We start from the raw sequence: 22,715 nt of genomic DNA on the forward strand, positions 1-22,715 counted from the left end.
TTCATCATCTGTGCCTGGTTTAGCCGGTGGTGAGATCCGTTTGCGACCGTTAATCTGCGGAGCGGTATGGAGCTTCACGACGCACAATCGCGATTCCGCCGTCCAAATCGATATCGACGCCTTTGCCGCCCTGATCCGGGGCATCAACCATGACGGGCAGAATCAATTGCCGAGCTTCCTCTTCTAGTTGGTGCGCCCGGCCAGGGTTGAAAAGAGAATCAATCGAACCGAAGGCTCCGCCGAGGCCACCGCCCATCTTGTGCACCTTTCCGCCGTCGTGCTAATTCTCTCGCAAAAAGTTACCTCGCGATAGCGGCTTCGGTTATTGTAGATACCTTATGAATCTTCCTTTGAAAGCTTTGTTACGGCCTAAAAACGCCCGGAATCTGTTGATCGTCTCTGCGCTGACGGCGAGCCTCGGCCTGGCGGGATGTACGATCAGCGGCGATCCGGCCGCATCGGACCAGAAGAGTTCGGACCAGAAGAGCTCCAGCCAGCCCAGTGTCGCACAGAGCAGTAGCCCGCAGTCTGAAAGCGCCAGTCCTTCCGCTTCAGGAATGCCTTCCGATTTCCTGGGCCCCAACACCGATACCTGCACTGCGGTCAAGGCCACCGTGCTCGGTTTGATGGTGCTTCCGTTGACAGCGGCTGCTGGCAAAGCCGACGATCCGGAGAATAAGAAACTACTGGCGAATATTGAGGCTTTGCAGAGCAAAATTCCGGCAGAGCTGAAGCCCAGCCTCGAATCGGTCAAACAACGAGTTGATGAGATGCTCAAGGGCGGTCAGCAACCCAGCGATGCTGAGTGGGAGAAGGAACTCAAACCGATCACCGACTGGGGCACCAAGAACTGCCCTAACTGAGCGGCTTCCCCTCACTGCGTCCCGCTGGCAGTAGGCTTGAATCAAGCACACAGGAGAGCTAGCAGCAAAGGAGGCGTTGTGAATAGTCCACAGAAGGACGACGGCGCTTTTCCCGTCGGCTCGGGAAACCACAGCCCCGAAGAGATCGAGACTCGTAGCCCGCAAGAACCGGAACTCGGATCCGATGCCTCCGGCCGGACAGTGATCGCTGACGCGGCAGTCGCCAAGGTCGCGGGCATTGCCGCTCGTGGGGTGGCCGGTGTGCACTCCCTCGGTTCTGGCTCGGCGCGGGCCATCGGCGCCATTCGCGATGTGGTGGGTGCAACCGATCTCTCCCAGGGCATCCGGGTGGAGGTGGGGGCCACTCAAGTAGCAGTGGATGTCTCTCTAGTGGCTGAATACGGCCTACCCCTACAGGAAGTTTGCCATCAGGTTCGGCTCGCCGTTTACCGTGCGGTGCAGGATTTGGTGGGACTCACCGTCATCGAAGTGAACGTTGAGGTCAATGACGTGCACCTGCCGGGAACTGACAGCGTCAAAGCCGTTGCACCGCCAAGAACTCAGTCCACAATGACCGAAAGGCTTGCGGCGAGCGTGCGAGCCCCTGGAGCATCAGATCAACCAGCAGGCGAGGAGTCAGCATGAACAACACGATCATCGGTATGGGGGTCGGAGCCTTCCTGGCCTTTATGGCCTTCGCCTTCGGCTTTTGGGCGTTCTTGATCGCGCTCATCTTCATCGCGGTGGGTGCGATCCTCGGCCGGGCACTCGACGGGAAACTTGATTTGCGAGGTGTTCTGGACGCCCTCACCGGACGGCGATCCTCCTCATGACCTCAGCCGTGGTGACGAGTGAAAGCCCGGCCATGGAGACGTTGGCCGGGCACAACCGGATCAGCACCGCCGCCCTCACCAGTGTCACGCAGGCTGCCGCCGCAGAATGCTTCAGGGTGCAGATCAGTGAAATCCGGGTAAGTTTCAGCGATTCGGCGGGTCGACTCGCCATTTCGCTGGCCACACCGATCACCGTGCCTCCGCTGACCTCATTAGTGAGCAGTGGCATCGTGCGCAGCGACGGCGAGACCGCTGCCCTTACGAATGGGCAAGTCTCGATCTGGGATCGCACTATTGCGGCTAAGAAGTACATTCTGGACAAGGTCTGCTACCTCACCGGTTCCGACGTCGCCCGGGTTGATATCCGGATCACCGGGGTACGCAATCCGCAGTCCAGCAAGAACACCAGCGGGAGGGTGCAATGAGCGAACTCAACTCACTCGATGAAGTGCTGTCCGAAACTTCAGCTCCCGAGCAAAAGTCCGGCACGATGAACATGGACCGGGTCGTGAAGCGCGAATTGCATTCCGCGCGATCCATTCTTTCCGGCGTCGCGGCTTCGGTGATCATTCTGCTGGCGGTTTACGGGCTTCTGGAGTGCGGACTCCGCATCGTCAATCAGCCAGCCTGGCTGATTGATCCGCAGACCGCAATCGATCGCCTGGCGCGCCTGCCGGAAGGTATCAGCCCGTTGCTGCTCGGTGCGATCGGCGGTGTGCTGCTGCTCGCCGGACTGGTGTTCTTCCTGTCCGCGGTGCTGCCCGGACGCCGTGCTCGGCACACCCTGTCAGACCCCCGGCTCTCGGTCGTGGTCGAGGATGAAGTGATCGCCTCGGCCCTGGCCCGACGAGCCCGTCTAGCTTCTGGCGTGACCCAGGAACAGGTGATGGTGGTGGTCGGTCAGCGTTCAGTGGTGGTCAATATCCGTCCTACCTCGGGGGTGCTGCTGGCCGAAGGGCAGATCCAAGCCGCGGTTGAAGCTGAATTGCAGAGCATGCAGCTCTCGCCGATGCCGCAAGTACGAGTCAACCTGGCCTCTTCGGGGGTGATCGGGGTTTGAACGAGACGCCACGCGGACTGAATCGTTTCTTACTCTGCCTCTTCGGTCTTCTTCTGCTAGCGGCCGGAGCTTTGGCGGTGGCCTTGGCCGCTGTGCCGAGGTTTGCCCGATGGTGGCAGGACTGGGCGGCCCCGCTGGCCCGTCAGCTTCAAGACCTAGCGGCTCAGACGGCACTGCCCGGACAGGGCGGCAGTCTGCTCTGGGTCGGCGTCGCCGTAGTGCTCGTGGTGTTGATCATCGTGATGATCGGCTGGGTGGCTGGGCAAGGCAAAGGACGAACCAGTATTCTGGCCGCCGATAGTGAGACCGGTGAGGCCGAAGGCCTGGTGTCTATCAACGGCAGCGTTGCAGAACAACTCGTGAAGCAGGCCCTGTCGGAACGCACAGATCTGCTGGGTGCCACCGTGGCCAGCTATGAGATCAAAGGTGAAGCCGGTCTCAAGATCAAGCTGCTGCCCCGGCAGGGCGTAGCACCGCACCAACTGGCCAGCGAGATCTCCGCTCTAGTTAAGGCCCTCGATCTGACCCTGGGGCAGCAGACCCCGGTGTTGCTCAGCATCGCCTCAGGAACCCGGGTCAGGTTCACCAAGGCGGAGCGGGTTCGCTGAATCCTGGGAGTTCCTTAGCCCGGAATGCTGAGCCTGACCTGCTGAGCCAGCGGTTCAGGCCAGCCAGATCGTGCTGTTGGGCGCCAACTCGGAGGCGCACGCCGGAGCAGTCGATTCACCGGTGTCCGCCAGCGCAGTGGGCTGGCTACGCAGTTTGACCGTGAGTTCTTCGAGCAAGCCGTCGGGCAGTCGCACCGGCTGATCGCCGAAGTTCGTCACCACGAGCACTCCGTTATTGGCGAAAGCCAAGACTCCCGCAGCTGGGTCGTGCAGGGCACTCCAGCCCACTGCGCCGTCCCCTAGCCGGTGCTCCTGGCGCAGAGCCAGCGCATCCCGGTACAGCTCAAGGGTGGAAGCGGCGTCGCCGTTTTGCAGATCGGCTGCATAACGGGCAAAGGACTCCGGCTGTGGCAACCAGGGCTGCCCAGGGCTCACCGAGCCGTGGCTGAAACCGTAGCTCGCCTCCTGGCCGAACCAAGGCAGCGGCACTCGGCAGCCGTCGCGGCCGGTCTCGGCCCCTTTGGTCCGGGCGAAGGCGGGATCCTGGCGGAATTCCGAGGCCAAGGTGGTGTGCTCGGGCAAGCCCAGCTCATCGCCTTGATAGATATACGCCGAACCGGGCAGGGCCAGCATAATGGCCGCAGCGGCGCGGCCGCGGCTCAGCCCGAGGGCCTCATCGGGCTGCTCATCGCTCTGGCTGATCCCGGTGGGAAAACTGGTCGGCACGCTGAGCCCGTAGCGGCTGGTGTGGCGCACGGTATCGTGGTTCGACATCACCCAGGTGCTGGGGGCCCCGACCTCCTCAACGGCGGCCAGCGAATTGTCGATCGCCGTCGTCATCCGCTCGGCGTCCCAGCCAGCCAGCAGGAACTCGAAATTGAAGGCCTGCTGCATCTCATCGGGGCGGATATAGCGGACCAGCCGCTCTGCGGGCTCAACCCAGGCTTCGGCGACCAGCATTCGATCACCCTCGTACTCCTTGAGTACCTTGTTCCAGGCCCGGTAGATCTCGTGCACTCCTTCCTGATCGAAGAAGGGCGAGGGCGGATTCATAGCGCGTTCTTTCGCTGCCTCTTCTTCGGAGTGCTCGCCCTCCACCATGGAGGCCACGCCGTCCCAATCGGGTAGCCCCTCGGCCTTGATCATGCCGTGTGCCACGTCCACTCGGAAGCCATCTACGCCGCGGTCCAGCCAGAAGCGGATCACCGATTCCATTTCGGCCCGCACTTCCGGGTTCTGCCAATTCAGATCAGGCTGCTTGGTATCGAAGAGGTGCAAGTACCACTGCCCGCCGCTGCCGTCCGCTTCGACGAGCCGGGTCCAGGCATTGCCGCCGAAAATCGACTGCCAGTTATTGGGCGGCAACTCGCCGTCCTCGCCCTTGCCATCGCGGAAGATGTAGCGCTCGCGGGCCGCTGAGCCCGGCGCCGCGGCTTTCGCCTCGATGAACCAGGCATGCTCATCGGAGGTGTGGTTCGGCACCAGATCCACAATGATCCGCAGCCCCAGAGCGTGCGCGGTGCTCAGCATCTCATCGAAGTCGGTGAGCGTACCGAAGCTCGGGTCCACATCGCGGTAGTCGGAGACATCGTAGCCCGCATCGGCTTGCGGGGAGCGGTAGAAGGGGGAGAGCCAGACGGCGTCCACTCCGAGTTCTTTGAGGTACTTCAAGCGGGAGGTGACGCCGGGCAGATCGCCCATCCCGTCCCCGTTGCCATCGGCGAAGGAGCGTGGGTAGACCTGGTAGATCACGGCGTTTCGCCACCATTTCTGGTCGGTGGCGCTGGGCGGGGTCTGCAATATGGTCTGGCTCACGAATCGCCTTTCAGTCAGATTTGCGTAAACGCTTGCACTTTCTTTCCTCACGTTACTAGGATGAGCCACATCACTCAACCGGGTTTTTCTCAGAGTTCTAACAGCTTCTGCAAAGTCCCGGTTCACTATCTCAATGAGGAGAACTGAGTATGAAGCTAGCCAAAGTACTCGCCCCCGCGCTGACCATTGGCGTCCTAGCCATCAGCCTGACCGCCTGCGGTGGCGGATCCAGCACCCCGAGCGGCAGCGGCGGCGGACTGAGCGGCGATGCCGCCAACAATCTCGATGGCCGTGGCCCGATCACCTACGTGCAGGGCAAGGACAACTCGAACGTCGCGGCGCCGATCGTGGCGAAGTGGAACGCTGCACATCCTGATCAGAAGGTGACGCTCAAGGAGCAGACCGATAACGCCGATCAGCAGCACGACGATCTGGTGCAGAACTTCCAGACCAAGAACGCTAACTACGACGTGATGAGCGTCGATGTGATCTGGACCGCCGAGTTCGCCGCCAAGCAATGGCTGCAGCCGCTCACCGGTCAGCTGGAACTCAAGACCGAGGGCTTCCTGCCCGCCACCATCAAGGCAGCCACCTATAACAACACGCTGTACGCCGCCCCGCAGACCTCTGACGGCGGCCTGCTCTACTACCGCAAAGACTTGGTGCCGAATCCGCCGAAGACCTGGGCAGAGATGGTGGGTATGTGCTCGATCGCCAAAGCCAAGGGCATCGATTGCTATGCCGGGCAGTTCGCACAGTACGAAGGCCTCACGGTGAACGCCTCGGAGGCGATCAACTCCGCGGGCGGCCAGATCATCGGTGACGACGGCAAGGTCGCCATCGACTCGGACAAGGCCAAGGCCGGCCTGCAGAACCTGGTGACCGCCTATCAGGATGGCAGCATCCCGAAGCAGGCCATCACCTACCAGGAAGAGCAGGGCCGCCAGGCCTTTGAGGACGGCAAGCTGCTGTTCCTGCGCAACTGGCCCTATGTTTACAACCTCGCCACCACTGACGCCACTTCAAAGGTGAAGTCCAGCTTCGGCGTCGCCCCGCTGCCCGGCGTGGACGGCCCAGGAGCTTCCACTCTGGGCGGACACAGCCTGGGAATCAGCGTGTACTCCAAGCACAAGGCGACCGCTCTGGACTTCCTGAAGTTCGTCACCAGCGAGGAGATCCAGAAGTTCTACGTCACACAGGCCTCGGCCGCCCCGGTGCTGGCTTCGGTCTACGACGACCCGACGCTGACTCAGAAGCTGCCGTACCTCTCGGTGCTCAAGACCTCCATTGAGAACGCGGTGCCCCGCCCGGTCACCCCGTTCTACCCCGCGGTCACCAAGGCCATCCAAGACAATGCCTATGCGGCGATCAAGGGCGAGAAACCGGTGGATCAAGCGATCTCCGATATCAAGACCGCTATGCAATCCGCTGGGGTCAAATAACGCTCCTCTAGCGCAGGTGGTGCGGTTGCGCTTCGACGCAGTCGCACCACCTGCGGGCGCAGCGCTTTTCTGCTGCGCCGCCGGTGAGCCGAGCACCAAAAACCATTGAGGCCTAGCCCGTAGCTTCCGCTGCGGGATCGAAGGAGGGGGCATGTCCATCGCCGCACATGACACCGACCCAGAGAGTAAGGCGGCTGCACCGAGCCGCCGCAGTAAGAAAAAAGATCCCTCAGCTCGCCCTGAGAAGCTCCAGAACGGCTGGGCGGCCTGGCTACTCGTCCCCACCCTGATCCTGCTGGCCGTGGTGATCGGCTATCCCATCGTCTCCGCCGTCGTGATGTCCTTCAGCAAAGACGCTGGGCTGGACGCCAATGGCTTCTTCTCCCAGGGCGGTCCGGCGGGCTTCGCCAATTACATCGCCTGGATCTTCCAGCAGTGTTCCGCTCCCGACGGCGGCACCGCGGCCTGTGCGCCCGGTCAGCTGGGTGCGCAGTTCTGGTCCGCGACCGGCAATACTTTCTTCTTCACCATCGTCACCGTCGCCTTGGAAACCGTGATCGGTTTCTGGATGGCGATCATCATGGCCCGCACCTTCCGCGGCCGCGGCCTGGTGCGCGCCGCGATCCTGGTCCCCTGGGCGATCCCCACCGCCGTCACCGCCAAGTTGTTCTTCTTCATGTTCGCCTTCGACGGCGTGATCAATAAGCTCTTCGGTACCCAGATCCTGTGGACCGGAGCCGAGTGGCCGGCTAAATGGGCGATCATCATCTCCGATACCTGGAAAACGACGCCGTTCATGGCGCTCTTGATCCTCGCCGGTTTGCAGATGATCCCGGCCGAGGTCTACGAAGCGGCCAAAGTCGATGGGGCGAACGCCTGGCAGCGGTTCCGGATGATCACCTTGCCGATGGTCAGACCCGCCCTGATGGTGGCCATTCTGTTCCGCACCCTCGATGCGCTGCGGATGTACGATCTGCCGGCCATCCTGACCGGAGGCGCCAATAACACCGATACTCTCTCGATCCTGGTGGTCCAGCAGATCAGGCAGGGGTATAACTCGGCGTCGGCGCTCTCCACGATTACCTTCATTATCATCTTCCTGGTGGCCTTCATCTTCGTCAGATTCCTCGGCGCGAATGCCTTCCAATCGTCCACCGGCAAGCGGAAGGCCGCGAAATGAGTACTCAGACCCGGCAAGCCCCGGTGGCCCCCATCAACTCCAAGTCGACCAATCGCAATCGCTGGGCTCAGGCCAGGACCTATATCAGCGCCGTCGTGATCGTGCTGTGGTGCCTGGCGCCCTTTTACTGGATGATGGTGACCGCTTTCCGGCCCTCAGACTCCACTTTCGAGATCTCCTTCTGGCCCAGCAATGCCACCTGGGACAACTTCGCCACGGCCTTCGCCGAAGACCGTGGGAACCATTTCGCGCTGAACTTGTTCAACAGCCTGCTGATCGGCGTTGTGGTCACGGTGATCGGCCTGCTGGTCGGGGTCTTTGCCGCCTATGCGCTAGCCCGGCTGAACTTCCGCTTCAAATTCATCATCCTGGGCCTGATCCTCGGCGCTTCGATGTTCCCCGGCGTCGCGCTGATCACTCCGCTCTTCCAGCTCTTCACCGACTGGGGCTGGATCGGCACCTACCAGGCCCTGATTCTGCCGAATATCTCCTTTGTGCTGCCGCTCACCGTCTACACCCTGGTCTCCTTCTTCCGGGAAATGCCCTGGGAGCTGGAGGAGGCCGCCCGGGTGGATGGTGCGACGCAGGGCCAGGCTTTCCGTAAAGTGATCATGCCGCTCGCTGCTCCCGCCATTTTCACCACCGCCATCCTGGCTTTCATCGCCTCCTGGAATGAGTTTCTGATCGCCAGTCAGCTCTCCAATGACGCGACCAAGACGGTCACCGTGGCCATTGCCTCCTTCGCTGGTGCGCAGCCTCATCAAGAGCCTTACACCGCGGTGATGGCGGCCGGTACCATCGTCACGGTGCCCCTGGTGATCCTGGTGCTGATCTTCCAACGCAAGATCGTTGCCGGACTGACCGCCGGTGGTGTGAAATGAGAGTACCGGAGCGCAGTGCCGCGCCGCGCAGCAGGGCTGCCGAGCAGCTCGATATCGGCATCGGCTTCATCGGCTTCTGGGCGCTCATCCTGTTCATCACCGTCATCTGGCAGGAGCTCAGCGGCGGCTCCGCGCTAGGCTGGGCATTGGTGTTGGCAGCGGCAGTACTGGTGCTGTTCAGCCTGCTCAGGCTGCGGGTGAAACTGCAGCACAGAGATCAGCAACAGGGCGTCGACTGAAAACTGACACTTAGTATCTGGCAATCCGGAATCACAGGAGCTCATCATCGCAAGCAGTATTGAGGATGTCGCGGCAGCCGCCAAAGTCTCCACTGCCACAGTGTCGCGGGCTATCCGGGGCTTGCCGAGGGTGAGTCCGCAGACCCGGGAACGCATTCTGGCGATCGCCTCGGAGATGGGCTACGTCGCTTCTTCTGCGGCTTCGGGACTGGCCACCGGCCGGACCCGGACGATCGGCGTGCTGGCTCCCTATGTCAGCCGCTGGTTCTTCTCGCGTGCCATCGAAGGTGTGGACGTCGCACTGCAAGAGAATCAATACAACCTCATGCTGATCAATCTGGCCGGGTACGGCGGTGGCCGGGAGAGACTTTTCGAACACACTATGCTGCGCAAGCAGATCGATGCGCTGGTGGTGCTTTGCCTTGCGTTGCTTCCCTCAGAGTTGGAACATCTGCATAAGACCGAAATCCCGCTGGTTGCGGTGGGTGGCCCGGTGAAGGGCTTCCATCAGGTCTGCATCGACGACTATCAGGTGGCTCAGCTGGCCACCCAGCATCTGATCGACCTGGGCCACACCCGGATCGCCCAAGTGCTGGGGGAGGATAAGAACCAGCTGAATTTTGCGGTGCCCAAGCTGCGGGATAAAGCCTTCGAAGAGACCCTGCTCGCCGCCGGGCTGCAATTCCGGAAGGAATGGGAATTGGATGGTGACTTCACCGTGGCGGGTGGGGTACGAGCCGCGGAACATCTTTTCGACGCGCCCGGGGAACGTCCGACGGCGATCTTCTGCGCCTCCGATGAGATGGCTCTCGGGGTCATGATGGAAGCGGAGCGCCGCGGCATCCGGGTGCCGCAGGATCTCTCGGTGGTCGGCATCGACAACCACGAATTCGCCGCACCGGCAGGGCTGACCACGGTGGCGCAGAACCCGGTTGAGCAGGGCCGGCTTGCTGCGGAGATGCTACTGAACGAACTGTCCGGTAAAGCCGATGCGGTGCACAGCGTCGCGGCCCCCTTCCACTTGCTGCGTCGTTCCAGCACGGCCCCGCCGTCGCGCTAGTCCCTATTTCGGCTTAGCCGAAAGTAGCGATCAGCCAGCCTGGGAGAATGCTGTTAATTCGGGGTTAATCTGCGTGAACCTTGAACCTATTCCTGCTGCCTCGCGTAGTCGAAGGTGTTACTCGGAGTCCATGAGACATCCTCAGCCTATTGACTAAAGGAGCACGCCCCATGGCGAAGACCTCAAATACCGCCCACCTCGGATTGATTCTCTTGAGAGTGGTCACCGGCCTGATTTTCATTATGCACGGCTGGCAAAAGTTCAACGGCGGCATCACCTCGACGGTGGACGGTTTCCGCTCGCTCGGTGTGCTGGCCCCGGAGTTCATGGGACCCTTCATCGCGGGGCTCGAGTTGTTCGGCGGCAGCGCTTTGATCATCGGGCTGCTCACTAGGCCCATCTCGGTACTGCTGCTGGCCAATATGATCGGAGCCGGATTCCTGGTTCATCTGCCCAACGGGTTCTTCGCCGCGACCGGCGGATACGAGTATGTGCTCGCGCTAGCCGCGATGGCGGGGACCTTGGCGTTGACCGGTGCCGGGAAGTTCAGCGTTGACGGGCTGCTCTTCGGCCGCAGCAAGCGATTGAAGACCGTGCTGGCCTAGTTCGCTCTAGCCATCACCGGCTCACGATGCTCGGGAGAGTTGTCGGATCGGGATCCAGCGCGAGGCCAGTCTGCGGTAGGCGGCGGCTGCACCGGTGAGATCGCCCTCGGCTAAGCACTCCAGGCCCAGCCGGACGTCGGTGGGGGATTCATCGGGGTAGATCCGATCGGCGAGCGCGCCGTAGTCCAGTTCCAGCACGGCCTCCGGTGAGACGCCGTCCAGCCAGACCTGCAGATCCTGGAGCTCATCGAGCAGGTCTAATTCCGGAGCTGAGACCTCGAGATTCTCAATGGCTTCTGATAGGCGTTGCGCCGCCACCGTGATCGGTACGTGGACTCTGACGGTGATCACTCGGCTGCGCGACTCCACGACTTCGGTACGGTCCGATTCGGAGATCATCACGAACCAGCCGAAAGGAATTCCCCAGCTGGAAGAACGGGTCAGAGTGGCTTGCCCGGTTCCTTCGCTGACCCGTTCTTCCGCTTCTTTCAGCAGCTCAGCAGAGAACACCGCGCTGGCCAGCTTGGCGTTGTTGCCCTGCCTGAGTTCATCGAGCGCGAGCAGCGAACGGGGCAGTACCTGATTCAGGTTGAACAGTACCGGGGATTCATTGCTCAACTGCAAGGACCGGACGCGTTCACTGGAGGCACCGGGAATCTGTTCGTCCCGGATGATCCGGCCCAGCGAATCGGTGAGTTCTTGCAGATCCGAGCGCATCCGGTCCTGCACTGAGGGTGCGGCGCGTTGAATCAGCAGTTGTGTCGGCTCGTTGAAAGAATCCATCGGCAGGTAGAGCCGCAACATGGAGAGATAGGGAAGGCTGCTGTGCCCCAGATACAGCTCGCGTGCCACTAGGCGAGCTCGACAATCACCGGTGCATGATCCGAAGCGCCTTTGCCTTTACGTTCCTCACGGTCGATCTGAGTGTCCTTGACTCGCGCAGCCAGGGCAGGGGAGGCCATTACGAAGTCGATCCGCATTCCCTCCTTCTTGGGGAACCGCAGCTGCTTGTAATCCCAATAGGTGTAGACGCCGGGGCCGGGGTGCTGCGGCCGCACCACATCGGAGAAACCGGTGCTCTCAAAAGCTTGGAAGGCCGCGCGCTCCGGGGCGCTGATATGGGTGAGTCCTTCGTCCAGGAAGTACTGCACATCCCACACGTCTTCGTCCTTCGGGGCGATGTTCCAATCGCCCATCAGGGCGATCTGCGCTTGCGGATCAGCGGCTAGCCAGCCCTTGGCCTCTTCGTTGAGCACCCGCAGCCACTCGAGTTTATAGGGCATGTGCGGGTCGTCGAGCGCCCGGCCGTTGGGCACGTAGAGACTCCAGATGCGCACCCCGCCACAGGTCGCGGCAATGGCCCTGGCCTCCTGCTCCGGGGCGACGTCGCCCTTACCGAAGGCCGGCTGCCCCGGGAAGGTGCGTTCGACGTCGTCGAGCCCCACTTTGGAAGCAATCGCGACGCCGTTCCATTGGCTGAAACCGAAATGCGCCACCTCGTAGCCGTTGTTCTCGAAGAGCTCCCAGGGGAAGTTCTCGTCCTTGCACTTGGTCTCTTGGATGGCCAAGACGTCCATATCGGTGCGGCGCAGCCAATCTTCCACCCGATCAGCTCGGGCTCGCAGCGAGTTCACATTCCAGCTTGCAATCTTCACCTTTCCAACATACCTGTTTTAGTCCAGTGGAATTCAGCCCAGTGGAAATCAGCCCTGCGGAATTTAGCGCTGTGGAATTTAGCGCTGCGGGTTCCGGCGGCGGGTCACCACGAGCAGCACAATGGCGCTCAGTGCGAACTGAAGCGGCAGTAAGAGGTTCACCGTCGAGCCGGCGATCAAGCTGATCAAGCTGGGCGCCAGCACGATGGCGGCCAGATCCGGCCCGGCCAGGAACTGCGCTGCAACACCAGCAGGCAGTGCGCCACCCGGCGTCGCAATTGCTGGCTGGCTCCAGTCGGCGGGCTTCTTGAAGGCGCCGCGCAAGGCGGCCCCGGCGAGAGCCGGTCCGGCGATAACTCCGGTGATGAAAAGCGTGAGCGAGCCCGCGCCGCTGAGCCAGAGCAAACCGAAAGCCAGAGCCGCCCAGAGCAGCAGAATGAATCCGGGCATTACGGCGTGCAGTTTCCGCACCGTGCCCGGGTCAAGCGGGAGTAGATCGTCGAGTACCGGGTTGATCGCATTGAGTTTGTAGGGGCTGGAGACGGAGGAAGTAGCCAGCAGTCCGCAGATCAGCAATAACACCACCACGGGCCAGGAGCTGCTACCGCCGATAAAGGCTCTGCCGATCGCCGGGATCACCGCCAGCGCGAAGACCCAGGCGATCCGTCCGGGATGCCGCAGATAACGCACGGCATCGGCGCGCACCAGCACCGCGCCCGGACTGCTGGCGACCAGAAGGGACCTCCGACTGTGCCGATCGCCGGTCGTCTCCCCGGAACCGAGCGAACTGGAAAGCGCGGCGGAGTCCATTGAGACGATGCTGCTGCGTACCAGCGAAGCCCGGGCGGAGTGTTCGCGCAGCGATTTGGTGCTCACCGTTGGCAGTCCCCGCGCGGCGAAGACCAATAGTACGACGCCGAGTGGCAGCAGCAGGGCGGCCCAGTAATGGCCCGCGCTGGCCAGCACGGGCCAGCTGCTGGGCAGCACGAGCAACCAGTTCCCCAACAGCGGCAAACCGAGGGTCGCGGCCAGGCTGAGCAGTGCCAGGCAACCGAGCACGGCGAGAGCCAACCGGAACAACAGGTTTCCCCGGGCGACGTTCTGTGCCAACTGGGCCAGGCTGAAACCGCAGAGGAAGAGGCCCGCCGTGCTGGCGACCGCTAAACCGATGGTGGTGGCGTTCAGCTCGCTCGATTCCAGGATGGCGAGCGCGGCACCGGCGACCGCACCGAGCGCCGTCAAAATCACGGCGGAACGCAGCACACTAGGGCGCAGCAGGGATCTGCGCGAGACCGGCAGGGGCAATAGCCACTGGGTCTGCGGGGTATCGAGGTGCGCCGGGCCGAGCCGGTTGACCAGCAGCAGCGTTCCGGCGATGGCTGCCAGCAGCACGACCGCCCAGGCGACCGGGCCTGGCACCAGCGGGTCGAGCTGCCGGATCAGCAGGTTGGTTTCGGTGGGCTGATTTCCCGCGACCTGGCTGGAGAGGTAGCTGGTCCGGATCCCGCCGACCAAGGAGTAGGAGGCTACCAGCAGCACGACAATGCCGAAGACAGTGGTGTAGATTTCGCCGAAGAGCGAGCCGAAGCCGACCGTCTGGCGGCTCAGTGGAGCTTCCCGGAGATACTTTCGGAGCTCGGCGGCGCTGAGTTCGTCTTCGACACTGGCGGTGGGAGGCCCCGGGACGGCGATCTCTGGCTGGCTCACGCTGGGATCGCCTGAATCCGCTCGGCGGCATTCGCGGCACTCAGCTTTTCCACCGTGTCCGCGATATAGAGAGCTTTTCGGGACGCCGTGGTGAGGAACTCCGGGTCGTGGGTGACCAGCAGCACGGTCTCTCCCGCTTTGGCGCACTGCGCGACCCGTTCGGCCAGCGCTCGCCGCATCTGGGTGTCCAGACGCTGCTCAGGTTCGTCGAGGACCAGCAGCTGACGCGGCCGGACGAAGGCGGAGGCGAGCAGCAGCCTGCGGCGTTGCCCGGAGGAGAGACTAGTGACCAGCGAATGGTCGTGTTCGGTGAGCTGGAAGAAGTCCAGCTCGGCGTCGACGGCGGCCACCGGATCGCTCACGCCATGCCCCGCCGCCACCATGGTGAGGTGCTCTCCCACGGTCAGCTCGGGGAAGAAGGCATCGTCGTCGAAAACTAAGGCCGCCAGCCGGCGGAATTCAGCGCTGCGGTCGTCAATCGGCGCTTTGTTCAGCAGCACTTTGCCGGAGAGCGGGCTGAGTTGGCCCACGACGGTGCGCAGTGCGGTGGACTTGCCCGCGCCATTGGGCCCGACCAAAGCGAGTGCCTCACCGGCGACTTTGAAGGAGATCTCTCCGCAGACTTGTTTTTTGCCGTAACCGACCTTGAGCTCGGTCACAGTGAGGGCAGCGCTTGTTGGTGGCATGGGGCAATCCTACGTTCACCGCGGACTATCCCGAGCGTCGCACTGGAATCTACGGATTTCCCGCGATAGTTCCCGATGTGCTGCTGTCCTCCAGTAGGGCGGCGATATTCCGGATGAATAGCACCAGCCAGCCGAAGATCAGGGCGGTGGAAACCAGTTCCAAGCCGGTCAGGTTGTAATAGCCCAGCGGCCAGAACAGCGCCACCGAGCAGATCATTCCGGCCAGCATGACATAGGAGGTGACGAAGAAGCTCTGGGGGAAACCTGGAATCCAGATCCGCAGGAAGATCACGATGACGACGAACATCAAGATCATGCCGATCGCTGAGGTGTTGTGCACTGGCATCGCCACATCCACTGGTACCAAGCCGATCCCGGCGGCCAGGATGCCGAGCAGGATGAGGGCCCACTGCACGGCTGAGACCTTGGTCTGAGACTCGCCCCTGAGGGCGCTCCAGCGCCGCAGGTCTTGAGTCATATAGGAGGCCAGGGTGGTGATGACGAGCCCGGAGATGATCAGCGTGGTGTTGAAGGCATAAGCGGATAAGCCGCTATCGCTGGCCCCCAGAACGCTGAAGTTGATCTGCCACCAGCTGGGGTTGTTGGTGGTCACCATAGCGGTCAGCGCTCCGCTGACCAGAAAGGCCGCCAGAATATTGGAAAGCGAGTAGGTGGTGATCCTGGCAGCGGAGAGGTAGACGGCATAACCGGTTGCCGCACAGCTGACGCCGACGAAAAGGCTGCCGGCCAGTGGGTCAAGAGTCAGCCCGCTGAAAGCGTTCTGGAAGATGTAGAACACGGCTTGAAAGACCATGAAGGCGATCGAGGCGTGTGCAAAAGCCAAGCCTACGACGTCGAGGATTCGCCGGAACAGCGCTGTGCGGCGCAGCCAGAGAGCCTGCGGTCCCTTGAGAGACTTCAGGTAGCTCACCGAAAACACAGCGGCACTGACGATCGCCGCAAAAGAACTCGCGAGCAGGCCCACCGAAGCATCGCCGGAGAGCGGTGGGCGTTCGCCCAAGAAGATCAGAAAAGCGAGCAGTGTCGCCACGATCATCGAGATCAGAGCGACCGTGGCGGCCCGGGATTCAATGCCTACCGCACTGGGCCGCGAGTCAGCGGGACGGGTTTCCTTCGCGATTCTTTTACTGCTCATAGCAATATTGAATCAGGGGACTGGAACGCGCCGCTCACTTCCACCAGTCGTCGAGCAGGGTCACCGGCACGGTGCGCTTGTGACGGGTGGCCAGATAGCGCTTCTCGATCCGCTCTGCGACATCGTCAGGCACTTCGCGTCCCTCAAGATAGTCGTCGATCTGCTCGTAGGAGAGACCCAGCTCGTCCTCGTCCGCGCGACCCGGGACGCCGTCCAGCAGATCTGCGGTAGGCACCTTGGTGTAGATCCGCTCAGCGGCGCCGAGTTCTTTGAGGAGCTGGCGGTTCTGTCGCTTGTTCAGGGTGAAGAGCGGCAGGATATCGGCTCCGCCGTCGCCGAATTTGGTGAAAAAGCCGGTCACCGACTCAGCTCCGTGATCGGTGCCGATGACCAGCAGATTGTGTTCCCCGGCCAGTGCGTACTGGGCGACCATCCGGGCCCTGGCTTTGATATTGCCCTTACTGAAGTCGCTCAGCGGCTCGCCGGTGGTGGTTTCGTATTCTTGTTCCAGACCGTCGACGCCGGGCGCCACGTTGAAGGTCCAGGAGCGGTCGGCCTGAATGAAGGCCAGCGCGGCCTGAGCGTCGTCCTCGTCTTTTTGGGTGTTGTACGGCAACCTGACGGCGGTGAAGCTGGCTTCCAGCCCTTCTTCGCGCAGTTTCTCCGCGGCGAGTTGCCCGAGCCTTCCGGCCAGCGAAGAGTCGAGGCCGCCGGAGATCCCCAGCACGAAGCCTTTGGTGTGGGTGGCCTTGGCGTACTCGGCGAGGAAAGCGACTCGGCGCTGAATTTCCCTTGCCGGATCGATCACAGGTTTGACGCCGAGCTCTGCAATGATTTTCGCCTGAAGTTCTCGCATGGAAAAAGCCTACTACCCTCAGGTTTCAACGAAGTTTCAGGATGAGATTCAACGTGGGGATTTACCAGGTTCCGGCTCTCAGTTGATAGCTATTCGGTACCTGAACACTGCAAGGTATAGCGAGCGCGCCGCCTGGTTCGCTGACCACGACAAAGACCGTTCCGTCACTGATGATCCAAAAATTTACCGTCTCACCGACTAGAGGTCGCTTAGTCCAAGGCCCTCTGTGTGAGTAGCCAAGTGCAAAAATCCTTTCGGTTCCATCGAGGTCAGCAGCTGAGAGATTGATTCTGCCAATTCTTCGATACAGGGCTGGCTGAGCAACGGTTGCGGTCAACTGCTGCCAACGGCCGGTGGACATCAACTGACGATTCTTTTGATAAGTTTTTCTGCTGACCTTTAGCAGTGCGATCAGAAAAGCGAGCGGTACGAGACCGAAGAAGCCGAAGAAATAGGGAAGTCCGGTACGAAAGCCTTCGTACCCTTTGACCAACACCTCCGAGAGCTTGTTCGGGTTCACGCTGGCGGTGACGGTGGAGCCAATCGCAGGGGCTACTTGGCAGGGGTTATCGATGTCGTAGGTTGTCGTTCTGACCTGGCCTCGAAAGTTGAACCTCAAGCCCAGATCACACTGTTCACCTTTGTGGTAATACTGACGCTGGCTGGTCACTGTCGCTGAAACCTGGACGAAATCACCCCAAAAGGGTCGGCTGGAAATAACAGTTCCGATGGCACCCCCGACGAAGAGCAGGCCTAACGCTAAGACGATGATAGAGGCGCCCCAGCTAAACCTGCGGCGCAGATTCGAGGTCTGCCAGTCGGGTTTGGGCAGCTCTGCGGTCTGATCGGCCCGCAGTTGCAGGCCGTCGACGAGCTGGATCACTCCGGACTGACCCGGGGGTTCACTGTGGCTAGGCACTCCGGTTTCGCTGGCTGATCCGGACGGGCCGTCTGTCGCTGCGTTCACCGGTCAAAGATTACGCCGGCTCCCGGCGCCCTCCCTTGAGTTCTGCTCACTCCGAGAGGGGTATTCTCCAGAAACGCGAAATTCTCAGCCCCGCCAAAGCTGCCACATTCCCCAGTCATTGATTTTAAGTGATCGTTATGATGTGATTGCAATCACATAAAATCATGCTGCTGAAGGTTGGACATCGTGGTCGCTTTTTCTGCTGTGCGTGCACCCCGGGCTGGAGCCCTCGTTATCGCTGTCTCCCTCGGACTCGGCGCCCTTTCCCCGCTGATCGCTGCGGCCCCGGCGTCCGCAGTTCCGGCTCCCGCCGCACAACTCGGAAGCGCCGCGATCTCTGCACAGGTCCCGGTGGACCCGCAGGGCAAGCCGCTCGGTGCTATCTCGAGCTATCAGCAGAACGGAGCCAGCCTCAGCCTGAAACCGGCTACCGGCGTGGTCAAAGTCAGTTTTCTGGACGCTAAGACCTTCCGCATCGAAGCTGACCCCTCCGGCGTCCTGAGCGATCCGGCGAATACTTCACAGAACGACCCGGCCCGCTCGGCCAATCTGGTGGTCGGTGCCGCCCAGTTCAGTGCGCCCACGGTATCGGTGAGCGACGGCGGCAGCATTGTGATGAGCACCAGCGCGGTGAAACTCGAAGTAGAGAAATCCTCCGGCAAATTCACCCTGCGCAAGGCCGACGGCACCCTGATCTGGAAAGAGTCCGCTCCGCTGAGCTTCGGCAGCTCCTCCGCCACTCAGCATCTAGCCCCCACAGCGGGCGAGCAATTCCTGGGCGGCGGCATGCAGAACGGTCGCAGCGTGCACACCGGACAGACCATCAATATCTCCAAGGACTACAACTGGACGGACGGCGGCAACCCCAACGCGGTGCCGTACTACATGTCCAGCGCGGGCTACGGCGTCTTCCGGAACACCTTCGCGCCCGGCAGCTACGACTTCGGCAGCGCCGGAGCCGGCAGCGATGAGACCAGCACCCATCAGGAGAAGCGCTTCGACGCTTACTACTTCCTCGGTGACTACAAGCAGTCCCTGGACGGCTATACCAAACTCACCGGACGTCCCATGATGCCGCCGATCTATGCCCTGGAATACGGCGACGCCGACTGTTACAACCGGTCCAACCCCGATTATTCCTCCTCCGGCTTCAACGATCCGAACGCGCCGAAACAGCACACCTTCGACGCCGTCAAAACCGCTGAGCAGTTCAAAGCCAATGACATGCCCGGCGCCTGGATGCTGGTCAATGACGGCTACGGCTGCGAGTACACCAAAGATCCCAGTCCTTATGACCCCGCCAATCCGGGGCAGGGCCTGGGCGGCACGGTTCAAGCCATTAAGAAGAACGCGGATCTGCAGACCGGTCTGTGGACCCAGCGCAGCCTGACCCAGCAGGCCACCGAGGTCGGTCAGGACGGCATCGCGCTGCGCAAGCTCGACGTCGCCTGGGTCGGCGAGGGCTACCGGATGGCGCTCACCGGCTGCGAAAGCGCGCACGATGGCATCGAGCAGTACTCAGCGAACCGCGGCGTCGCCCTGATGGTGGAGGGCTGGGCCGGTTCACAGCGCTGCGGCATCCAATGGACCGGAGACCACACCGGCAGCCTGGACGCGATCCGCTGGCAGGTGCCCGCGCTCGCCGGCTCTGGCAACTCCGGTCTCGCTTTCACCACCGCCGACATCGACGGCATCTTCGGCGGCTCAGCGGAAAGCTATGTGCGGGATCTGCAGTGGAAGGCCTTCGCGCCAGCACTGTACTCGATGAGCGGCTGGGCGCCTGTTGACAAGCGACCCTGGCTCTACGGGGACGCCGCGACCGCGATCAACCGGCAGTACCTGCAACTGCGCCAGCGGCTGATGCCCTACATCTATTCGCTGGCCGCTAGCTCACACGCCAACGGGACTCCGATGATGCGCACCATGGCGCTGGAATTCCCCCAGGACCCTGCCTCCTACAGCGCCGAGGCGAACAACCAGTTCATGCTGGGCTCGAACTACCTGGTGGCCCCCATCTCGTCCAGCACCGACATCCGCAATGGCATCGTGCTCCCCGCGGGCAGCCAGTGGGTGGACTACTGGACCGGCACCATCTATCAGGGCGGCCAAGTGCTCAACGGCTATAAGGCCCCCTTGCAGACCCTGCCGCTCTTCGTTCGCGCCGGGGCGCTGGTGCCGCAGGGCCCTGTCGCTCGGAACGCCTCCCTGGTGTCGGAGAACTCGGCGCTCACCCTGGATATCTACCCGAGCGGAAATTCGCAGTTCAGCCTTTACGAGGACGATAAGACCAGCCGCTCCTACCAGAAAGGCCAGAGCTCAAGCCAGGATTTCGCGGTGGCGGCTCCGGTCAAGAACGCCGGCGATGTCACCGTGACCATCGGTGCCCGGAAGGGCGACTACAGCGGCATCGCCGCTTCCCGGCCCTACCAGCTGAGCGTGCACTCCGGCTCCAAACCGGCTTCCGTCGTCAAAGATGGTGTGACCCTGACCGCGCTCGCCGATAAAGCAGCTTTCGACGCCGCGCAGAGCGGCTGGTACTACGACAGCAGCGCACCGGGCGGCGTCGTGCAGATCAAGCTCGGCAGCCTGGCCAAAACGGCGGCCAGCAACGTGGTGCTGAAGGGTTCCAGCGCGGTGGGCGGTAAGAACTCCGATGCCACTGCCGCTCAGCTCAAGCTCTCGCTGCCCGCCCAGGTCTTCCAGGGTGCCGAGACCACGGCGACCGCCGTCTTCAGCAACAGCGGAGATCAAGCCAAGGGCAAGGTTTCGCTCGGCATCAAGGTTCCCACTGGTTGGAGTGTGAAATCCTCCACCGGAACCTCAGCGGCCAGTGTTCCAGCGGGAGGCAGTGTCACCGCGAAATTCGTCGTGGTCCCTGGTGCTGCTGCGGCTGCCGGACTGCAGACTCTGGAGGCGAGCGCCCAGTACCAGGATTCGCTTGGAGCCTCGCACGCCCTCAGTGGTGCTAACCAGATCGACGTGGCCTATGGCAGCCTGGCGGGTGCCTATAACGCGGTCTCAGTCACCACCGTCGCGGGTAAGGCGAGTGGCGATTTTGACGGCGGCGGTGCCACCTTCTCTGCGGAGCAACTCGCCACCGCGAGCGTGCCGAGCGGGGGAGTGAAACCCGGTTCGAAGGTCTCGGTGACCGCTTCGGACGGCTCCACGATCAACTACAACTGGCCTACCGCCGGTCCGGATGTAAACGACTCGGTGGCGTTGAACGGGCAGACCATCGCGCTCTCCGGGGCCGGAACTCATCTGGCGATCCTGGCCTCGGCGGCCAAAGGCGGCGGGGTGAGCCCCGAACTCACGCTGATCTACGCCGACGGCAGTAAACAGAAGCAGAGCGTGTTCTTCCCGAACTGGCTACAGCCCACGGACCTCGGTGGCGGTGTGGTGGCGGTCTCCAGCCAGGGTCGGAACAACGCCAATGGTCCCTCGCCCGAGTACACCCAGTACAAATATCAAGTGTTCTCCAACACGCTGCGGCTGATCCCGGGTAAGCAACTTGCCGCTGTGACCTTGCCGGTAGCAGGCAACGTGAAGTTCTTCGATTGGAAGGTGGTGAGCCAAAAGCTTCCCGCCGCCCCCGATCAGAACGTCTTCGCCTCCGACTGGCCCTGGGTCAGCGCCACCAATGGCTACGGCGTGATCGGCAAGGACGTGGCAAATAAGGACGCCGCCAACTCGCCCGATCTGCCGCTCGCGCTGAACTACACCGACCCGGCCACCGGGCAGAACCCGACGTACTCCAAGGGCCTCGGTGCGCATGCGGCCAGCAAGATCACCTACTATCTGGGCGGCCAGTGCAGCGCCTTCACCGCCGACGTCGGACTGGAAAAGGGCTTTGGCGGCGCGATTATCTTCACCGTGAACGGCGACGGAAAGCAGCTCTATCAGAGCCGAACCTTCACCCCGGGTTTCGCGCCAGAGCATATCAACGCGAACTTGAGCGGGGTGCAATACCTGGAGCTGACGCTGGATCCGGCCAACGCCGGAGCGATTAATGGTGCGCATGGCGTCTGGGGTAATGCCAAGTTCAGCTGCTCGCCTGCTGACACCGCCGCGCCCATGACTAAGGCTTCGGTCTCCGGCCAGCCAGCCGCTTCCGGCTGGTACCTCAAAGCACCCAGCGTGAGCCTCACCGCGACCGACGACGTCGCCGTTGCGACGACACAGTACCGGCTGACGACGGCTGGATCGACATCCGCATGGAACGAATACACAAGCCCATTTGTGGTTTCCGAAGGCGCTCAGACATTGGAATACCGTTCCTTGGACCGGGCGGGTAACACCGAAGTAACGCAGACTCTGACGCTCAAAGTGGATACCTCCAAGCCTCAAGTCTCAGCAGCCACCACCGGGCGTAAGTTGAGTCTCAGCGCTCAGGACGCTGGCTCCGGAGTCGCCTCACTCGAGTACTCCCTGGATGGCGGCAAGAGCTGGAAGCGGTATTCAGCCGCGATAGCCGCCGGCGCCGGCGGGCTGTCGGCGCTCTACCGGGCGACCGACGTCGCCGGGAATATCGGTTTGGCTGGCGCAGCTGCGGTGATCCCGCCGGTGAGTAACTCCGGAGGCAATCCCAGTATCGAAGCGGCGAGCTCGGCGCAGGCTGGAAGGCCGTTGGCCGTTCGACTCGCAGGCTTTTCGGCGGGGGCACGGATAGAACTCTGGCTGCACTCGACCCCGGTGCTGCTCGGCACAGTGACGGCGGACGCGTCCGGTTCGGCACAGGCCAGCCTGCCGGTTCCCGGACGGACTCCAGCCGGGGTGCACACCCTGATCGCTTCGGTGGCTGGGAAGAGCGTGGCCAGCAGGGTGCTGTCGGTGACTGCCGCAGGAGTGCTGGCTGATCCCTCCGGAGCCCGGCCCAACGCGGTGGACGGCGCTCAACCCGGCGGCGATTCGGATCCTGGAGCTGCCGCTTCCGCTGGTTCCAACGGCTCCGCTGGCTCCTTGCCCGCGACCGGCGTCGAGGTGTGGGCGCTCTGCGCTGTGGCGGCTCTGCTGGTGCTCGCCGGTGGCACCCTGATCTACCGCCGACGTCGGGCCTAGCTGCGGGCAGTGGCGTGCTGTCCCAGCGGTCAGCTATCGCGGCG

General features: G+C 62.3%; 22 protein-coding genes. 13 read left to right on the forward strand and 9 right to left on the reverse strand.

Features of this window, described 5'->3' with window-relative positions; genetic code table 11:
* Window positions 1-49 precede the first annotated feature (49 nt).
* Window positions 50-256, reverse strand: coding sequence for a DUF6191 domain-containing protein (locus ABDK06_RS08995; RefSeq protein WP_394940621.1), 207 nt, complete (start codon window positions 254-256; stop codon window positions 50-52).
* 94 nt (window positions 257-350) lie between these two features.
* On the opposite strand from ABDK06_RS08995, the gene ABDK06_RS09000 reads away from it, so the two are divergent.
* The 6 genes from ABDK06_RS09000 to ABDK06_RS09025 all read left to right on the forward strand — a co-directional run bounded on the left by ABDK06_RS09000 (window position 351) and on the right by ABDK06_RS09025 (window position 3,364).
* Window positions 351-863, forward strand: a complete 513-nt coding sequence (locus ABDK06_RS09000; RefSeq protein ID WP_394940622.1) for a hypothetical protein — start codon at window positions 351-353, stop codon at window positions 861-863.
* Between the two features lie 144 nt (window positions 864-1,007).
* Window positions 1,008-1,508 (forward strand): Asp23/Gls24 family envelope stress response protein, encoded by a 501-nt coding sequence (locus ABDK06_RS09005; protein ID WP_394940825.1) that lies wholly within the window; start codon window positions 1,008-1,010, stop codon window positions 1,506-1,508.
* On the forward strand, window positions 1,505-1,696 hold the full coding sequence (locus ABDK06_RS09010; RefSeq protein ID WP_394940623.1) for a DUF2273 domain-containing protein: 192 nt from the start codon (window positions 1,505-1,507) through the stop codon (window positions 1,694-1,696). Before ABDK06_RS09005 ends, ABDK06_RS09010 begins: the two co-directional genes overlap by 4 nt.
* 8 nt (window positions 1,697-1,704) lie before the next feature.
* Entirely contained in the window at window positions 1,705-2,121 is a 417-nt protein-coding gene (locus ABDK06_RS09015; protein ID WP_394940624.1) for a hypothetical protein, read from the forward strand.
* On the forward strand, window positions 2,118-2,756 hold the full coding sequence (locus ABDK06_RS09020; RefSeq protein ID WP_394940625.1) for a DUF6286 domain-containing protein: 639 nt from the start codon (window positions 2,118-2,120) through the stop codon (window positions 2,754-2,756). Before ABDK06_RS09015 ends, ABDK06_RS09020 begins: the two co-directional genes overlap by 4 nt.
* On the forward strand, window positions 2,753-3,364 hold the full coding sequence (locus ABDK06_RS09025) for a hypothetical protein (protein WP_394940626.1): 612 nt from the start codon (window positions 2,753-2,755) through the stop codon (window positions 3,362-3,364). Before ABDK06_RS09020 ends, ABDK06_RS09025 begins: the two co-directional genes overlap by 4 nt.
* Window positions 3,365-3,418: 54 nt before the next feature.
* On the opposite strand, the gene ABDK06_RS09030 is transcribed toward ABDK06_RS09025, so the two are convergent.
* The gene (locus tag ABDK06_RS09030) at window positions 3,419-5,065 is read right to left on the reverse strand and encodes a glycoside hydrolase family 13 protein (protein WP_394940826.1); all 1,647 of its coding nucleotides are present in this window, start codon (window positions 5,063-5,065) and stop codon (window positions 3,419-3,421) included.
* Window positions 5,066-5,328: 263 nt separating this feature from the next.
* Between ABDK06_RS09030 and ABDK06_RS09035 the strand changes: the two genes are divergently transcribed.
* The 6 genes from ABDK06_RS09035 (at window position 5,329) to ABDK06_RS09060 (ending at window position 10,586) form a co-directional block, all read left to right on the forward strand.
* Complete coding sequence (locus ABDK06_RS09035) at window positions 5,329-6,621, forward strand: ABC transporter substrate-binding protein (protein ID WP_394940627.1); 1,293 nt, start codon at window positions 5,329-5,331, stop codon at window positions 6,619-6,621.
* 151 nt (window positions 6,622-6,772) lie between these two features.
* Window positions 6,773-7,801: a carbohydrate ABC transporter permease gene (locus ABDK06_RS09040; RefSeq protein ID WP_394940628.1), complete on the forward strand. Its 1,029-nt coding sequence runs from the start codon at window positions 6,773-6,775 to the stop codon at window positions 7,799-7,801.
* Entirely contained in the window at window positions 7,798-8,682 is an 885-nt protein-coding gene (locus ABDK06_RS09045) for a carbohydrate ABC transporter permease (protein WP_394940629.1), read from the forward strand. The genes ABDK06_RS09040 and ABDK06_RS09045 overlap by 4 nt, the downstream gene beginning before the upstream one ends.
* Complete coding sequence (locus tag ABDK06_RS09050) at window positions 8,679-8,921, forward strand: hypothetical protein (RefSeq protein WP_394940630.1); 243 nt, start codon at window positions 8,679-8,681, stop codon at window positions 8,919-8,921. Before ABDK06_RS09045 ends, ABDK06_RS09050 begins: the two co-directional genes overlap by 4 nt.
* A 43-nt stretch (window positions 8,922-8,964) precedes the next feature.
* Window positions 8,965-9,981, forward strand: a complete 1,017-nt coding sequence (locus tag ABDK06_RS09055; RefSeq protein WP_394940827.1) for a LacI family DNA-binding transcriptional regulator — start codon at window positions 8,965-8,967, stop codon at window positions 9,979-9,981.
* 170 nt (window positions 9,982-10,151) lie between these two features.
* Window positions 10,152-10,586, forward strand: coding sequence for a DoxX family protein (locus tag ABDK06_RS09060; RefSeq protein WP_394940631.1), 435 nt, complete (start codon window positions 10,152-10,154; stop codon window positions 10,584-10,586).
* A 21-nt stretch (window positions 10,587-10,607) separates the two neighbouring features.
* On the opposite strand, the gene ABDK06_RS09065 is transcribed toward ABDK06_RS09060, so the two are convergent.
* From ABDK06_RS09065 to ABDK06_RS09095, 7 genes are all read right to left on the reverse strand, one after another.
* The gene (locus ABDK06_RS09065; RefSeq protein WP_394940632.1) at window positions 10,608-11,438 is read right to left on the reverse strand and encodes a hypothetical protein; all 831 of its coding nucleotides are present in this window, start codon (window positions 11,436-11,438) and stop codon (window positions 10,608-10,610) included.
* Window positions 11,438-12,241: an exodeoxyribonuclease III gene (locus ABDK06_RS09070; protein ID WP_394940633.1), complete on the reverse strand. Its 804-nt coding sequence runs from the start codon at window positions 12,239-12,241 to the stop codon at window positions 11,438-11,440. The genes ABDK06_RS09065 and ABDK06_RS09070 overlap by 1 nt, the downstream gene beginning before the upstream one ends.
* Window positions 12,242-12,319: 78 nt before the next feature.
* Complete coding sequence (locus tag ABDK06_RS09075; protein ID WP_394940634.1) at window positions 12,320-13,948, reverse strand: DUF6297 family protein; 1,629 nt, start codon at window positions 13,946-13,948, stop codon at window positions 12,320-12,322.
* Window positions 13,945-14,634: an ABC transporter ATP-binding protein gene (locus ABDK06_RS09080; protein WP_394940635.1), complete on the reverse strand. Its 690-nt coding sequence runs from the start codon at window positions 14,632-14,634 to the stop codon at window positions 13,945-13,947. The genes ABDK06_RS09075 and ABDK06_RS09080 overlap by 4 nt, the downstream gene beginning before the upstream one ends.
* Window positions 14,635-14,683: 49 nt before the next feature.
* On the reverse strand, window positions 14,684-15,790 hold the full coding sequence (locus ABDK06_RS09085) for a hypothetical protein (RefSeq protein ID WP_394940636.1): 1,107 nt from the start codon (window positions 15,788-15,790) through the stop codon (window positions 14,684-14,686).
* A 34-nt stretch (window positions 15,791-15,824) separates the two neighbouring features.
* Window positions 15,825-16,646, reverse strand: a complete 822-nt coding sequence (nadE, locus tag ABDK06_RS09090) for an ammonia-dependent NAD(+) synthetase (RefSeq protein WP_394940637.1) — start codon at window positions 16,644-16,646, stop codon at window positions 15,825-15,827.
* A 61-nt stretch (window positions 16,647-16,707) separates the two neighbouring features.
* Window positions 16,708-17,529 (reverse strand): DUF3592 domain-containing protein, encoded by an 822-nt coding sequence (locus ABDK06_RS09095; protein ID WP_394940638.1) that lies wholly within the window; start codon window positions 17,527-17,529, stop codon window positions 16,708-16,710.
* Between the two features lie 270 nt (window positions 17,530-17,799).
* On the opposite strand from ABDK06_RS09095, the gene ABDK06_RS09100 reads away from it, so the two are divergent.
* A complete protein-coding gene (locus ABDK06_RS09100) occupies window positions 17,800-22,671 on the forward strand; it encodes an NPCBM/NEW2 domain-containing protein (protein ID WP_394940639.1) in 4,872 nt (1,623 codons plus the stop codon).
* Window positions 22,672-22,715 lie beyond the last annotated feature (44 nt).

This window comes from Psychromicrobium ferritrahens (assembly GCF_043789415.1).
Taxonomy (GTDB): Bacteria; Actinomycetota; Actinomycetes; order Actinomycetales; family Micrococcaceae; genus Renibacterium.

Coding starts and splice junctions, on each gene's coding strand:
- ABDK06_RS09060 (WP_394940631.1), top strand. CDS start 10,152: ATGGCGAAGACCTCAAATACCGCCCACCTCGGATTGATTCTCTTGAGA.
- ABDK06_RS09080 (WP_394940635.1), bottom strand. CDS start 14,634: ATGCCACCAACAAGCGCTGCCCTCACTGTGACCGAGCTCAAGGTCGGT.
- ABDK06_RS08995 (WP_394940621.1), bottom strand. CDS start 256: ATGGGCGGTGGCCTCGGCGGAGCCTTCGGTTCGATTGATTCTCTTTTC.
- ABDK06_RS09050 (WP_394940630.1), top strand. CDS start 8,679: ATGAGAGTACCGGAGCGCAGTGCCGCGCCGCGCAGCAGGGCTGCCGAG.
- nadE (WP_394940637.1), bottom strand. CDS start 16,646: ATGCGAGAACTTCAGGCGAAAATCATTGCAGAGCTCGGCGTCAAACCT.
- ABDK06_RS09035 (WP_394940627.1), top strand. CDS start 5,329: ATGAAGCTAGCCAAAGTACTCGCCCCCGCGCTGACCATTGGCGTCCTA.
- ABDK06_RS09020 (WP_394940625.1), top strand. CDS start 2,118: ATGAGCGAACTCAACTCACTCGATGAAGTGCTGTCCGAAACTTCAGCT.
- ABDK06_RS09045 (WP_394940629.1), top strand. CDS start 7,798: ATGAGTACTCAGACCCGGCAAGCCCCGGTGGCCCCCATCAACTCCAAG.
- ABDK06_RS09010 (WP_394940623.1), top strand. CDS start 1,505: ATGAACAACACGATCATCGGTATGGGGGTCGGAGCCTTCCTGGCCTTT.
- ABDK06_RS09030 (WP_394940826.1), bottom strand. CDS start 5,065: ATGGGCGATCTGCCCGGCGTCACCTCCCGCTTGAAGTACCTCAAAGAA.
- ABDK06_RS09085 (WP_394940636.1), bottom strand. CDS start 15,790: ATGAGCAGTAAAAGAATCGCGAAGGAAACCCGTCCCGCTGACTCGCGG.
- ABDK06_RS09040 (WP_394940628.1), top strand. CDS start 6,773: ATGTCCATCGCCGCACATGACACCGACCCAGAGAGTAAGGCGGCTGCA.